14 protein-coding genes are annotated in these 14,487 nt (G+C 64.2%); 12 read left to right on the top strand and 2 right to left on the bottom strand.

Features of this window, described 5'->3' with window-relative positions; genetic code table 11:
- Positions 1–73: 73 nt before the first annotated feature.
- From L4X63_RS05620 to flhB, 12 genes are all read left to right on the top strand, one after another.
- A complete protein-coding gene (locus tag L4X63_RS05620; protein ID WP_250677603.1) occupies positions 74–2,365 on the top strand; it encodes a flagellar hook-length control protein FliK in 2,292 nt (763 codons plus the stop codon).
- A 13-nt stretch (positions 2,366–2,378) separates the two neighbouring features.
- On the top strand, positions 2,379–3,047 hold the full coding sequence (locus tag L4X63_RS05625; RefSeq protein WP_250677604.1) for a flagellar hook assembly protein FlgD: 669 nt from the start codon (positions 2,379–2,381) through the stop codon (positions 3,045–3,047).
- Position 3,048: 1 nt separating this feature from the next.
- Positions 3,049–3,444 (top strand): TIGR02530 family flagellar biosynthesis protein, encoded by a 396-nt coding sequence (locus L4X63_RS05630; RefSeq protein WP_250677605.1) that lies wholly within the window; start codon positions 3,049–3,051, stop codon positions 3,442–3,444.
- A 113-nt stretch (positions 3,445–3,557) separates the two neighbouring features.
- A complete protein-coding gene (locus L4X63_RS05635) occupies positions 3,558–4,406 on the top strand; it encodes a flagellar hook-basal body protein (RefSeq protein ID WP_250677606.1) in 849 nt (282 codons plus the stop codon).
- Positions 4,407–5,054: 648 nt separating this feature from the next.
- Positions 5,055–5,594, top strand: a complete 540-nt coding sequence (locus L4X63_RS05640; protein WP_250677607.1) for a flagellar basal body-associated FliL family protein — start codon at positions 5,055–5,057, stop codon at positions 5,592–5,594.
- A gap of 12 nt (positions 5,595–5,606) precedes the next feature.
- Positions 5,607–6,587, top strand: a complete 981-nt coding sequence (gene fliM, locus L4X63_RS05645) for a flagellar motor switch protein FliM (RefSeq protein ID WP_250677608.1) — start codon at positions 5,607–5,609, stop codon at positions 6,585–6,587.
- Positions 6,588–6,601: 14 nt separating this feature from the next.
- Entirely contained in the window at positions 6,602–6,889 is a 288-nt protein-coding gene (gene fliN / locus L4X63_RS05650) for a flagellar motor switch protein FliN (protein ID WP_250677885.1), read from the top strand.
- Entirely contained in the window at positions 6,886–7,359 is a 474-nt protein-coding gene (gene fliO, locus L4X63_RS05655; protein WP_250677609.1) for a flagellar biosynthetic protein FliO, read from the top strand. Before fliN ends, fliO begins: the two co-directional genes overlap by 4 nt.
- 14 nt (positions 7,360–7,373) lie before the next feature.
- Positions 7,374–8,114, top strand: a complete 741-nt coding sequence (gene fliP, locus L4X63_RS05660; RefSeq protein WP_250677886.1) for a flagellar type III secretion system pore protein FliP — start codon at positions 7,374–7,376, stop codon at positions 8,112–8,114.
- Positions 8,115–8,135: 21 nt separating this feature from the next.
- Positions 8,136–8,405, top strand: a complete 270-nt coding sequence (gene fliQ, locus L4X63_RS05665) for a flagellar biosynthesis protein FliQ (protein ID WP_250677610.1) — start codon at positions 8,136–8,138, stop codon at positions 8,403–8,405.
- A 1-nt stretch (position 8,406) separates the two neighbouring features.
- Positions 8,407–9,192, top strand: coding sequence for a flagellar biosynthetic protein FliR (gene fliR, locus L4X63_RS05670; RefSeq protein ID WP_250677611.1), 786 nt, complete (start codon positions 8,407–8,409; stop codon positions 9,190–9,192).
- A 7-nt stretch (positions 9,193–9,199) separates the two neighbouring features.
- Entirely contained in the window at positions 9,200–10,258 is a 1,059-nt protein-coding gene (gene flhB, locus L4X63_RS05675; protein WP_250677612.1) for a flagellar biosynthesis protein FlhB, read from the top strand.
- Positions 10,259–10,422: 164 nt separating this feature from the next.
- Here flhB and glgP read toward each other — a convergent pair whose 3' ends face one another.
- Together glgP and L4X63_RS05685 are read right to left on the bottom strand one after the other, a co-directional pair.
- Positions 10,423–12,969, bottom strand: coding sequence for an alpha-glucan family phosphorylase (gene glgP, locus L4X63_RS05680; protein WP_250677613.1), 2,547 nt, complete (start codon positions 12,967–12,969; stop codon positions 10,423–10,425).
- 21 nt (positions 12,970–12,990) lie between these two features.
- Complete coding sequence (locus tag L4X63_RS05685) at positions 12,991–14,358, bottom strand: sigma-54-dependent transcriptional regulator (protein WP_250677614.1); 1,368 nt, start codon at positions 14,356–14,358, stop codon at positions 12,991–12,993.
- Between the last annotated feature and the right edge of the window lie 129 nt (positions 14,359–14,487).

Here is a 14,487-nt window from a genome sequence, read left to right on the forward strand (position 1 = left end):
TAGTAAGCGTGGCGCGAAGGCGCACGCCATTCTGGAAAAAAAGGAGGTGAGAACAATGATTCCAAGTGCAGCAATGTTTCAACCCACGGCGCCCATGCCCATGACTCCGGCTGCCGGTAACCTTACTTCCTCACCGGCTCCGGGTTCCGGCCCGGAGAGCTTCGCCGGTGTCTTGCAGGGGGCGCAGGCTTCCCTTGACCATGGGACAGGGACGGCCGCCGGTGGGACCCCGTCCGGGGCTTCCGCCCACTCCGCCGGTGCGGCGGCCTCCGCCACAGTACCACCGGCCGGTTCGGAACAGGCTGGCGCGGCACCAGAAGGTGCATCCTCCGCAAGAACTGCGGTCAGCGGCCAGGCTCCCGGGACGGCCAAACCGCCGGCGGCTGCCGGTGCCAACGCCCCCCAGACCGTCGCGGCCAACCAAGACGGCCAGACCGCGGCAGTTTCCACGGCGGCGGCCGGGCCTGACGGCAGTACCTCCCCCGCTTCCTCCTCGCATGACGGCCAGGATGAGGAAGCGGCAACGGACGGCGACAAAGATTCGGCCAATACCCAGTCAACCGCCCAATCTCCGCTCTGGAGCTTCGCTCCCAGCCAGTTGGCCATGGCGGGTGCCATGGCGGCCCAAGGGAACCAGCAGCCGGTAGCGGCGGCGCCAGCCAGCCAGCAGGAGCCGGCCCAAACTGCGGTAACCACCGCGGCAGGGATAGCGGCCGGAGAGCAGACGGCTTCCACCCCGGGAGCCGTGGGAAGTACCACCACTGCAGCAACCCAGGTGGCGGTGACCTCCGCCCAGACCGCGGTCCTCAACGACGGGACCGGGATCACGGTTGTTACCCCGGGAGCGGACGCCGCTCTTCCGGCGGCCGTTTCAACCCCGCAAGGGGGGGCGGTCAACCAGGCCCAGGGCGGCCAGCCCGCAGCCCAGCCTCAAGGGGTGAGCGTCCAGACGGTCCCTTCCGGACCGGTTCCGGCCGCCTCGGCCTCGCCGGCTCAACCTGCCGGCGGTGCTCAGTCCCCGGTAACCACCACGTCCTTCCAGCCGACCCAGGTGGTGGCCTCCTCCTTCCAGCCGGCCGGCATCGCCAACGCAGCAGCGGCTCCGGTCCAGGGAAGCGGCGAGGGGCAGGTGAAGGTGAAACAGCAGCAACAAGCAGAGCTCGACGGCATGACCGCCGCCGGCGCCAACCAGAAGGGGGCGCAGGCGGACAATGACAGTGTGGGCGGCGTGGAGGGTGACCACCGTCAGCCCACTGCGCAGGCGGGTGCCACCACCCAGAACGGGGGAACGCAAACGGCCTCGACGCCCGTAGCAAACAACCAGGCCAACGCGCCGAGCCCGGCCGCAGCACCACCGGCACAGCCGGCCACCATACCGGGGCAAGCCGGTACCTCTAACGCGGCAGCCTCCAACGCCGCTCCGGCCCAGGCGGCCACTCCCGCCACCGGCCAGCAGGGGCAGAACGTGAACGCCAGCGCCCCCCAGCCGGCGCCGGTGACCACGGTTGCCGCCCAGACCGCCGCCCCGCTCCAAGGTGCCGTCACCGGTAACGATCCCATGGCCACCTTCGTCCAAGGCCAGACGGTGGATTCCCGTCAGGAGGAGGGATCGGCCGGCAGCAGCGACCGCCGCGCCACCGCCACCGACAGCCATGTCCGCAGCCTCTTTGCGGAGAAACCGGCCGGCCAGCCGGCCCAGGCCACCACGGTAGCCTCCAGCGAGGCCACCGGCACCAAACCTGCAGTGCAGACCCAGGCGGGGAGCCCGGGGGTACCGCAGGGCGCCGCGGAGCAGAAGGCTTCCGGTGACGGGCAGCACCAGAGCGGATTCCAGAAGGAGCAGTACCGGCCCCAGGACCAGTTCTTCAACGTGGGGCTCAACGCACCGCAAAACCAGCCGGCGGCGCAGCCCGCCCCGACTGACAGCTCGGCCCATCTGAAGAGCCTGGAGCAGAGCATCATGGCCCAGGTCAAGGACGGGGTGGTAACCCACGACGCCAAGGGGAACGGTCAAATTACCGTCAGGCTGAACCCGGACGAGCTGGGTGAACTGAAGATCCAGGTGAGGATGGTGGATAACACCGTGAAGGTAGAGGTGCAGGCCGACAACAAGATGGTCAAGGATCTCCTGATGGGGAACCTGGACAACCTCAAGCAGGCCCTCGCCGGAAAGAACTTCACCATGGAAGGGTTTAACGTCTCCACCGGCAACGGAGGCTTCAACGGCTCCCTCGCCGACCAGGGGAACTCTCAGCAGCAGTCGACTCCCCGCTACCTGAGGAACGCCGGCTACGCGGACGCCGCCCCGGGCAAGGTCAACTACGTGACCGAAGAGACCGACAACCTGGTCAGCGTCAGGCTGTAAACAAGGAGGCAACATGATAACCGACGTAACAACCACCGCGGCCACCTCCAACACTTCTGCGGCCGACGCGGCGATGAAGCAGTCGGCCGGGCTCAACAAGGACGACTTCCTCAAGCTGTTCGTCACCCAGCTGCAGAACCAGGATCCGCTGAACCCGCAGGACAGCTCGCAGTTCATAGGCCAGCTGGCCCAGCTGACCCAGGTGGAGCAGGCCTACAACACCAACACCAACCTGCAGAGCCTTCTCAACCAGGGGACCAACGGCATGACCATGTCCTCGGTCTCCATGATCGGCAAGACGGTCGAGGCACCCGGTTCCCAGGTCAACCTGCAGTCGGGATCGGCAACCAGCATCAACTTCTCGCTGGCCGGTGCGGCCGACTCGCTGACGGTCACCGTCAAGGATGCCACCGGCGCGGCCGTCAAGACCATCACCGCCGGCTCCACCAGCGCGGGTGAAGGTTCGGTATCCTGGGACGGCACCGACGCCTCGGGAAACCAGCTCGCTTCCGGCGCCTACAGCTTCTCGGTGAGCGCCAAGGATTCCAGCGGCAACAACGTAGTGGCCACTCCGCTCATCAAGGGGAAAGTCGACGGGGTCGACATGTCCGGAGCCACCCCGGTCCTGACCATCGGCAACGTAAGGTTGAACCTCACCGACGTGACCTCCGTGGGGGGCTAGCATGATCGACAACAGCGTCCTTTTTCCGCAACCCATACAGGCTCCGGTCAGGCCCCGCACCACACCGAACCAGGTGCCGCAGGGGCAGCCGGCAGGGAGCAACTCTCCCTTCGCCCAGGTCCTCGACCAGAAGATCTCCGGCGAGCCGGTGCGCCTCTCGCAGCACGCGCAGGAGAGGCTCAGGTCGCGCGGCATCACCCTCTCGGAGACCGACATGAAACAGCTGGCGGGAGCGGTGGACAGCGTGGCCCAGAAGGGTGGCAAGGAATCCCTGGTTCTCATGGGGGACGCCGCCCTGGTAGTCAGCGTCAAAAACCGGACAGTGGTCACCGCCATGGACCGGCAGAGTCTCAAAGGAAACGTCTTCACCAACATCGACTCGGCAGTGCTCCTGTAACGGAGCGGATCTTTTAACCAATCAACCATCAACGGGCTGGCCCTCCATGAGGAAGCCCCGGGACACCGACCGACTGAGGTGTCCGCAACCACAAGGACTTTAGGAGGCACACAATGAGCGTTACTTCCGCACTTTTCACCGGCGTGAGCGGTCTTCAGGCTAACGGCGCAGCAATGAGCGTTATCGGCAACAACATCTCCAACGTCAACACCGTTGGCTTCAAGGATTCCCGCACGATTTTCGCGGATCTTCTCTCCGACAACACCGTCAACAGCTCCCAGATCGGCAAGGGCGTCCAGGTGCAGACCGTCCAGAACATATTCACCCAGGGGTCGTCACAGACCTCGGAGAACGTCACCGACCTTTCCATCCAGGGGAATACCTTCTTCTCCCTGCAGGCCCCCGGGGTAACCGCGGCGAGCCCCGCCTCCTCCTACCTCTCCCGCGCCGGCGCTTTCTCCGTGGACAGCTCGAACACCCTGGTCAACCCCAACGGCTACCAGGTGCTCGGCACCGACGGCAAGCCGGTCACGTTCCCTGCCGACTTCAGCAAGGTCACCAAGATCGATTCCACCGGCCACATCACCTACCTCGCCACCGACGGCGTCACCCAGGAGTACTACAACGGCAACGGCGTGGCCGGCCTCCCCATAACCGGGACTCCGGGGGTGTCGATCGCGGTCGTTTCCGTCCCCAGCCCCGGCGCGCTCAGCAAGGTCGGCGGCTCGCTCTACCAGACCACCGCCGCTTCCGGCGCCGCTGCGGCTACCCCGACCTTCGCCGCCGCGACCGCCAACGGAACCAGCGAGAAGATCCTCTCCAACTCGCTGGAGCAGAGCAACGTGGACATGGCCAACGAGTTCGTCAACATGATCGTGACCCAGCGCGCCTACTCCGCCAACTCCAAAACCATCACCACCACCGACCAGATGACCCAGGAAGTGCTGCAGCTGATCCGTTAATCCGGTGAGGTACCAGTAAAGGGGGGGCGCGGTCCGCCGCGCTCCCCCGCGGCACTTCCCGTGAGGGACACGGGGCGAGGTGCGCCCGGGAACTGTCACCTGGCCGTGCCTCGGACCTCGTGCCACCGGCCGGGGTGCGTCCGGGCCTTCCCGCTGGGACAAAATCCCCCCTGTCCCCTCTTCGCAAAGGGGGGGACCCGATGCCGGCTTTGGTGCGCGCGGCTTCCATGGTACCCGGTGCGCTTGGTGCCGCTACGCGGTCGTGTCGGACCTCTGACACTGTGCCTCAGTGATGACAGGGGAGCCAAAGTCGGCGATATCGTGACCAAAACGGCCATTCCCCCCGGCGCCTCCCCTCTCAGCCCCCTCGCTCCAGCGGTAAAACCGCTCTGGAGTAGCCCCGGCGCGCCCGCTGCCCTGGGTGCCGGTCAATTATTTGACCGCCGGGGGCCCGGTTCAAGCTTCCGTCCGGCCGGATTGCCGCCGCCGGAGCCCGCGGCTTACGCTAACTCCCCGCCATTTTCCCCGCCTCTACGCAAATTTCCCAATGATCCCGTCCATCTCGCCGCGCGCCGGCGTTTCTGGCACCCCCGTTGCAAAGAGTCTCTCTCGTAATCACCCAGTTCAGGATACAAAGGAGATTCGGGTATGGCCGAACAGGCAAAGGCTCAGGACGCCCCACCGAAAGACAACAAGAAGCTCTTCATCATCATCGGCGCGGCGATCGTTGCGGTTGCCATCCTCGGCGCCGCGGCGATGTTCTTCATGGGCGGCAAGTCCGACAAGAAGGGACAGGCCGCCGAAGGTGCCAAGGTGGAGGCCAAGAGCGAAGCCAAGTCCGAAGGCGGACACGGCGAATCCAAGGGGGGCGAAGGTGGGGCCGCAGCTTCCACGGTCTATCCCTTGGAGCCTTTCATCGTCAATATTTACGACGGGCAGGAGATCCGTTATCTGAAACTCAAGGTCGAGTTCGAGCTGGCCAACCCGCAGGCCAAGGCCGACCTCGACGCCAAGGTCGCTCCCATGCGGGACGCCATCCTCATTCTTTTGACCACCAAGACCATGCAGGAGATCCAGGATCTCCAGGGCAAGAACCAGTTGCGTGAGCAGATCTTGGGCTCGGTCAGCAAGATCCTCCCCCCCGGCAAGGTCACTAAAGTTTATTTCACCGACTTCGTGGTGCAGTAGAAGGTGCCTGCGATGGAAAAGATCCTCACCAAGGAAGAGATTGATGCCCTGGTAGCGGCGGTTTTCGAGGGGAGCATCATCCCCGAGAAGGAGCTGGCCAAGGTCGGGCAGCAGGCCGAGGAGTTCGACCTCCTCGACGTCGAGGCCCACCGGGTCATCCCCAACCTGGACATCGTCTACGACGGGTTCATCCGCTACAACCGGGTCACCCTGTCGAACCGGCTCGGACGCATGGTGGAGATCCAGAAGGGGGAGGCGCGGCCCTACAAGTTCGGCGACTTCATGGACATCCTCCCCTCGCCGGTCTGCATGGCGATCTACAAGATGGACCCCCTGAAGGGTGCCGCCCTGGTCGCCCTCGACTCCACGCTGGTCTTCACCATCGTGGACAGCATCCTGGGGGGGAGCGGGATGACCGGCGGACAGGCCATCAACCGCCTGTTCACCTCCATCGAGCTCAGGCTGGCCGAGAAGATCGTCAAGGATGTGCTGGCCGACCTGGAGAGGGCGTGGGCGCCGCTTTGCCCGGTCGACATGAACTTGCTCCGCATGGAGATGAACCCGCGCCTGGTCAACATCGTGCCGGTCGAGTACCAGGTGCACACGGTCTCCATGAAGATCCAGATCGAGGAGACGGTGGGGAACATGATCATGGCCATCCCCTTCATGACGATCGAGCCGATCCGCGACAAGCTCAAGCGCGGGATGCAGACCGACATGATGGTGGTGGACCCGCTCTGGTCCTACCGGTTGTCGGAGGAATTGCTGGAGGCTCCCCTGGAGCTTTCGGTGGAAATGGGAGGTGCCACCATCACCCTGGCCGAGCTTTTGGATCTCTCGCCGGGGGACACCATCATGCTGGACGCCAGCGACAAGGACGAGCTGACGGTGAAGGTGGGAGGCACCAAGAAATTCATGGGAATAGCGGGGGTAAGCGGCGGCAACAAGGCGGTACAGATCAGCCGCGCCCTTTGTGGAGGGGGTGAAGCTTGAGTGAGAAGCTCGTGATGGAAGAGCAGAAGGACGTCCCGCAGATGAAGAACCTCGAGTTCATCATGGACATCCCGCTGCAGCTCACGGTGGAGCTGGGGAGGACCAAGCTGCTGGTGAAGGATGTCTTGCAGCTGAACCAGGGTTCGGTGGTGGAGCTGACCAAGCTTGCCGGGGAGCCTCTGGACGTCTTCGTCAACTCCAAGCTGGTGGCGCGCGGCGAGGCGGTGGTGGTGAACGACAAGTTCGGCATCCGCCTGCTTGATATCGTCAGTCCTAACGAAAGGGTGGACAAGGTGCTATGAAACGACTGATTCCGGGAGTGCTGTCCGTGGTGTTCCTCTCCTCGCCGGCCTGGGCGGCCGAGGGGGGAGGGTTCGACGTGGCCGGGAGCCTGGCCCAGATGGTCGGCTCGCTGGTGCTGGTGATCGGGATCATCCTGATCCTCTACTACCTGGCGGGCAAGCTCATGAAGGCCCCGCAGGCCGGCGGCTTCCGCTACATCCGCGTGGTGGAGACCAAGCACCTGGCCCCCAAGAAGCAGCTGGTGCTGGTCGAGGTGGGGGGGGAGTACCTCCTTTTGAGCAGCTCCGGCGAGGGTGTCAATTTCCTGAAGCAGATTGACATGATGGAGGAGATCGAGGTGGTCGACGAGCGCGGTTACGCGACGCTGATCCCGGTCCAGCTGAAAAAGAAACTGATGACCTTCGCGGGCGAGCTGGCTCCCAACCGGCAGGAAGCTCCCCAGTTCAACAAAAGCGGTGGATTCGCGTGAAAAAGCAGTGGCTCCTGGGGGGGCTTTTGGTGGCCCTCCTCTCGCTGATAGTGGTGGCCGGCGCGAGCGCCGAGCCGCTCTCGCTTCCGACGGTCAGCGTCGGGGTGGGGAAGGTCTCCAAGCCGGGCGACGTCAGCACCGTCTTGCAGATCTTCTTCCTGATGACGGTGCTCTCGCTGGCGCCGAGCCTGTTGATGATGACCACCTCCTTCACGAGGATCGTGGTGGTCCTCTCCTTTCTCCGCTCGGCGCTCGGGACCCAGCAGGCCCCCTCCAACCAGATCATCGTCGGGCTTTCGCTCTTTCTTACCTTCTTCGTGATGGCGCCGGTCTGGCAGCAGGTCAATACCCAGGCCTTGCAGCCGTACCGGGCGGCAACCATCACCCAGGACGAGGCGATCAAACGCGGGGTGGCCCCGATCAGGAAGTTCATGCTCTCCCAGGTGCGGGAGAAGGACCTGGCCCTGTTCATCTCGCTCTCCAAGCTCCCCCGTCCCCGTAACGCCGACGACATCCCGACCATGACGCTTATCCCGGCCTACATGGTGAGCGAGCTGAAGACCGCGTTCCAGATCGGCTTTCTGGTCTACATCCCCTTCCTGGTGCTCGACATGGTGGTCGCCTCGGTGCTCATGTCGATGGGTATGATGATGCTGCCGCCGGTCATGATCTCGCTCCCCTTCAAGATCCTCCTCTTCGTGCTGGTGGACGGCTGGGGGCTCATCATCGGCTCGCTCATCAAGAGCTTCGGTTAATCGTTCAAACGGAGAAACGCTATGTCACCCGAACTCGTGGTAACCCTTGGCAGGAGAAGCTTCGAAGCCGTGCTGCTGCTGTCGGCGCCGCTGCTGATCTGCGCCCTGGTGGTCGGCCTGCTGATCAGTATCTTCCAGGCGGTCACCTCCATCAACGAGGCAACCCTCGCCTTCGCTCCGAAGATCGCCGCCGTCATGGTGGCCATCGTCATCTTCTTCCCCTGGATGATGAGCTACATGAGCGACTTCACCCGGGAAATCTACGGCCTGATCGCCAACATGAGGCACTAGTGTGTTCGAGGCCCTCCCGATCAAGGTCTTAAGCGACCTGGTCCCCTTCGCCCTGGTGCTCGCCAGGGTCGCCAGCCTCTTCGCGGCCATCCCGGTCTTCGGCTCCCGGGTGGTCCCCAACCGGATCAAGGTGCCGCTCATCTTCTCGCTGGCGCTCCTCATCTTTCCCATCGTCAAACCGGCCGTCGTCCCCGCGGTGGGGGACACCATCGGCCTCGGTCTCCTCGTGGTGCGGGAGAGCCTGATCGGCCTCACCTTGGGCTTTCTCTCCCAGCTGATCTTCGCCGGCGTCGAGTTCTGCGGGCAGCAGGTGGGGACCCAGATGGGGATCTCCATGGCCGCCCTCTTCGATCCCGCCACTCAGAACAACGTCCCCACCATGGCCATGTTCGAGGGGGTGCTCGCCACCATGCTCTTTTTGGCCCTGGGGGTGCACCACTTCTTCATCCGGGCCATCGTGGAGAGCTACCAGCTCGTCCCCCTGGGGGCCTGGCACATAGACGAGGGGGTGCTGAAATTCCTGATCCAGGCCTCCTCCGGGATGCTGGTCATTGCCATCAAGCTGGCCGCCCCGGTGGGGGTGGCGCTTTTGGCCACCAGCGTGGCGTTAGGCATCGTCGCCCGCAGCTTCCCCGCCATGAACGTCTTCATGGTCAGCATGCCGCTCAACATCGGCATCGGCTTCGTCATCCTCGGCATCTCGCTGCCGGTCTTCCTCCGTGTCCTCGAGGGCGCCTTCGGGGGGCTCGCGGGGCAGGTGAGGGTGCTCTTCAAGCTGCTCGCCTAGGTGCCCCATGTCCGAGGACAAACACTCCAAAACAGAAAAACCGACAGCGAAGAAGGTCTCCGAGGCCAAGAGCAAGGGGAACGTTCCCCGCAGCCGGGAGGTCACCTCGACCGTCAGCCTGCTGACCGGGATGATCGCCCTCTACGCGACCTCGGGGATGATGGTCACCACCCTGAAGCGGAACATGCGGGAGATCTTCGGGGGGATGGCCCACTTCGACGCCACCCCGGGAAACGTCCAGTCCCTCTTGATCCGCGAGCTTGGCTACCTGGCCGTCATGCTCCTTCCCTTCGTGCTCATCCTGATCGTCGTCGGGGTGGCGGTGGAGGCGGCCCAGGGGGGGATCAACCTAAGCGGCGAGAAGATGAAGTTCGACCTTGGGAAGCTCAATCCGATCGAGGGGATCGGAAGGCTCTTCAATAAGAACTCGCTCTTCGAGGTGGCCAAATCCTTCGTCAAACTGATCATCGTCGGCTACGTCGCCTACAAGATCCTCGCCGAGGAGATCGAGAGCGTTGTCTTCCTGGTGGACAGCGACCTGCAGGGGATCTTCGCCTTCGTCGGGCACCTCTCCTTCAAGATCGTGCTCCATACCTGCGGCGTCATGATCGTGCTGGCGGTGATCGACCTCGCCTTCGTGAAGTGGCGCTTCATGGAAGAGCTGAAGATGACCAAGCAGGAAGTGAAGGACGAGCATAAAAACTCCGAGGGCGACCCGGCCATCAAAGGGAAGATCAAGCAGAAGCAGTTCCAGATGGCGCGCCGGAGGATGCGGCAGATCATCCCCACCGCCGACGTGGTGGTCACCAACCCGACCCACTACGCGGTGGCGCTCAAGTACGAGCGGGAGAAGAACGCCGCCCCGGTGGTGATCTACAAGGGGATCGACCAGATGGCGCTGCAGATGAAGATCCTGGCCAAGGAGAGCAAGGTGACCCTGGTGGAGAACCGTTTCCTGGCCCGCGAGCTGTACAACCAGGTGGAGGAAGGCTTCGAGATCCCGGAAGCCCTCTACGCCGCCGTCGCCGAAATCCTCGCCTACGTCTACAGCCTCAGGCGGCACTAACGCTTCCACCACTCACTCTCCCCCCCTTGAAAAAAGGGGACTTTCCGGCGGAACCCACTGGCGAAGTTGTTAAGGAGCTTAGAAATGCAGCGGCCTCCCCGAGTCAAATCGAGGAGGCCGCAGTTGTTTCAACGTAGGACCTGGAACTTGTCCCTAGGACCTGTTCATCCCCACAGCACGAGTCCCGGGTCGTAGACGGTGCCTAGTTCCGGATGCCTGGGCATCACCCGGAGCATGAAGCCGTGGCGTCCGCAGAAGCGGCACTCGAGCTCGCCCACGAAGTGCCCCGCCCGCTCCTTGTGCGGCTCCAGGGGGACGATCTCTCCCCCCATGATGGTTCCTCGGGAATCGAGCACCCCGAAGTAGACCTCTACCGCGATCTCGGAGAGCGGGATCTCGCCGGGGGTGATCCGCACCTTGATCGGGAGCCTTTCCCCCACCATGACCTCCCGCTCGATCTCGGCCTCGATGGTGTCGATGGAGAGCTGCCCCCACTTCGCGTGCAGCCGCTCCTTCCACCGCGCGAGCTCCACCGCGAGCCTCAGTCCGTCCCGGTTCAGTTTCTCCCAGTGCTCGAAGGCGGGGAGGTAGCAGCGGCGGGTGTATTCCTGGACCATCCGGTCGGTGCTGAAGACCGGGCAGAGGCTCTGCATGGAGTTCTTCATGCAGGCGGTCCAGCCGCGCGGGACGCCGTCGGGGCCCCGGTTGTAGAAGAGGGGGACGATCTCCTTTTCCAAAAGGTCGTAGATGGCTCGGCTCTCCACCTCGTTCTGGTAGGCCAGGTCCTCGTACACCTCGCCGCGCCCGATGGCCCAGCCGTTGTTCCCCCGGTATCCCTCGCACCACCAGCCATCCAGGATGCTCAGGTTGAGCCCGCCGTTGAAGGCGACCTTCATGCCGCTGGTGCCGCTTGCCTCCTGGGGCCTGAGCGGGGTGTTCAGCCAGACGTCCACCCCCTGCACGAGGTGGCGGGCCACCGAGATGTCGTAGTCCTCCAGGAAGACGATCCGGGGCCGGAAGCGCTCCTGGTGGGAGAGCTGCACGATCTGGCGGATCAGCTCCTTCCCCTGGTGGTCGGCGGGATGCGCCTTGCCGGCGAAGACGATCTGGACCGGCCGCTCGGGGTGGTTCAGGATGGAGGCCAGCCGCTCCTTGTCCATCAAAAGGAGGGTTCCCCGCTTGTAGGTTGCGAAGCGGCGGGCGAAGCCGATGGTGAGGATCTCGGGGTCGAGCACCTCCCCGGCCTGGGCGATCTCCTTGGGGCTCGCCTCGAGCTGGGTGAGCTGTCCTTTCAGCGTGCGGCGGGCGTAGTCCACCAGCCGGGCGGTGCCGCGCCGGTGGGTGCGCCACAGCTCGGCGTCGGGGATGCGGGAGACCTTGCGCCAGTGGAGCTCCTGGCTCTGCTCGTCGAGCCACCTGACCCCGAGGTAGCGGATCAGGAGGCCGGTCATGTCGTCGGAGAGCCAGCTCTTCTGGTGGACGCCGTTGGTGATGGAGGTGAGGGGGAGCTGCTCCTCGGGGAGATCGGGCCAGACGTCGGCCCACATACGGCGCGAGACCTCGCCGTGGAGCTCGCTCACGCCGTTGGAGTGCCCGGAGAGCTTCATGGCGAGCACCGCCATGCAGAAGCCGTCGTTGCCGAGCCGGCTCTGGCGCCCGAGGGCCATGAAATCTTCGCGGGTGAGGCCGAGCGCCCGGTAGTACTGTCCGAGGTAGCGCTCGATGAGCTCGGCGGGGAAGAGGTCGATGCCGGCCTGGACGGGGGTGTGGGTGGTGAAGATGTTGCCACCCTTGACGGCTTCCATCGCCTCGTGGAAGGAGAGGCGTTCCTCTTCCATCAGGATCCGGATCCGCTCCAGGGCGAGGAAGGCGGCATGTCCCTCGTTCATGTGGCAGACGTTGGGCTCGATGCCGAGTGCGCGCAGGGCGCGGATCCCACCGATCCCCAGCAGGATCTCCTGGCGGATCCGCATCTCCTGGTCGCCGCCGTAGAGCCGGGTGGTGATCTCCCGGTCGGCGGGGTGGTTACGCTCGAGGTTGGTGTCGAGGAGGTAGAGGGTGCCCCTCCCCACCGTCACCCGCCAGATCTGGAGATCGACCGGGCGCCCGGCGAGCTGGATCTCCACGGTGACCGGCGCCCCGGTCTCATCCCGTTCGAGGTGGAGGGGGAGGGTGTAGAAGTCGTTCTCCGGGTAGACCTCCTGCTGCCACCCCTCGAGGTTGAGGGATTGCCGGAAGTATCCCTGGCGGTAGAGGAGCCCCACCCCCACCAGGGGGAGCCCCAGGTCGCTCGCGGACTTGAGGTGGTCGCCCGCCAGGATGCCGAGCCCCCCCGAGTAGACCGGGAGCGACTCGTGCAGCCCGAACTCCATCGAGAAGTAGGCAATGCTGGCACCCGGGTTGCCGTAGCGCTCGTACCAGGTCCGGGCGGTGAGGTAGTCGTCCAGCCGCTCCTCGACCTGGGCCAGGTAGGACATGAACCCCTCGTCGGCCATCAGGCTCTCCAGGGTGGCCTGCTGCAGGCTCCCCAGCACCTCGAGGGGGTTGTGGCGGGCGACCCTCCAGAGCTCGGGATCGAGCCTCTTGAAAAGCCCTATGGCGTCAGGGTCCCAGGTCCACCAGAGGTTGTAGGCGATCCTCTGCAGACCGGAGAGTTCCCGGGGAAGCGATGGTACGACAGTGAAACGGTGTAGCGTCTGGCTGAGGTTCATCTGAGCACCTCGCGTAAATCGCTACTCCGGCCTCCCGATACCGAATTTCTCGAGCCGGTATTGTAGCGTCTTGTAGCTCATTCCCAGCAGCGGAGCCGCCTTGCTGATCACCCAGTCGGCGCGCTGCATGGCCTTGACGATAAGGTCACGCTCCAACTCGTCCATGGATATCCCCTCGGGGGGGAAGTCGAAATGCAGGCGGCCGGCCGGGCCCGCCTCGCTGTGTACCTCGGCCGGCAGATCCTCCGGCAGGATGTAGTCGCTCTCCGCCATCAGCACGCCGCGCTCGATCACCGACTCAAGCTGACGGACGTTCCCCGGCCAGCTGTACTCGAGGAGCACCTTCATGGCCGCCTTGGAGATCCCCTTGAGCGGAATGCCGCAGGAGGCGGAGTACTTCTTGAGGAAGAAGTTGGCCAGGGTCAGGATGTCGTTCCCCCGCTCCCGAAGCGGCGGGAGGGTGATGCGGATCACGTTCAGGCGGTAGAAGAGGTCCTCGCGGAAGCCCCCCCGCTTGGTCTCCTGCTCGAGGTCGCGGTTGGTGGCCGAGATGATGCGGACGTCCACCGGGATGTTCTGCTTGCCCCCCACCCGCCGGATCTCCTTCTCCTGGATGGTCCGCAGGAGCTTGGCCTGCATGGCGGTGTTCATCTCGCCGATCTCGTCGAGGAAGACGGTCCCCCCCTCGGCGGCCTCGAAGATGCCGATCTCGCGGGAGCCTGCGCCGGTGAAGGAGCCCTTCTCGTGCCCGAAGAGCTCGCTCTCGATGAGGGAGTCGGGGATGGCCGCGCAGTTGATGGCGAAAAACGGCTTCTCCTTGCGCGGGCTCCGCTCGTGGATGGCGCGGGCGACCAGCTCCTTGCCGGTCCCGGACTCGCCGTAGATGAGCACCGTGGTGGAGGTCGAGGAGATCTTGTTGATCATCCTGACCACCTCCAGCATTTTCGGGTGTTCGCCGATCATGTTGGGAAGGGTTTTGGTCTCGGCCAGCCGCTTGTGGAGGACCCGGTTCTCCTTGAGGAGCATGATCCTCTCGAAGGCGCGCTGCAGGGTAAGGATGAGGTCGTCGCGTTCCAGCGGTTTCTCCAGGTAGTCGAAGGCCCCCTTCTTCATGGCCTCCACCGCCGAGTCGACGGTGCCGTGGGCGGTCATCATGACCACGCACTGGCTGGCGTCCTCGGCGAGCACCTTTTCCATCAGTTCCATCCCCGACATCCCCTGCATCTTCAGGTCGGTGAGGATCAGGTCGAATTCGGCCTTCTCCAGTTCCTCGATGGCCTCCCTCGCTCCCGGGACTGCGGTCACGCTGTACCCTTCCTTGGTGAGGATGGCGGTGAGGATGTCGCGCTGTCCTTTTTCGTCGTCAACAATGAGGATGCTGCCTGTCATGTCACTCCTGTCCATCGGGCAGTGATAGAGAATAAATGTCCGATTCTTGGTTTTGATGCAGTGTTAATGGCCTCTCATATTGTACCAGATCGATTCACTGTTGGCGGCAACCGCGGCAGTGAGAATTAT

The organism is Geomonas sp. Red32 (assembly GCF_023652955.1).
GTDB lineage: Bacteria > Desulfobacterota > Desulfuromonadia > Geobacterales > Geobacteraceae > Geomonas.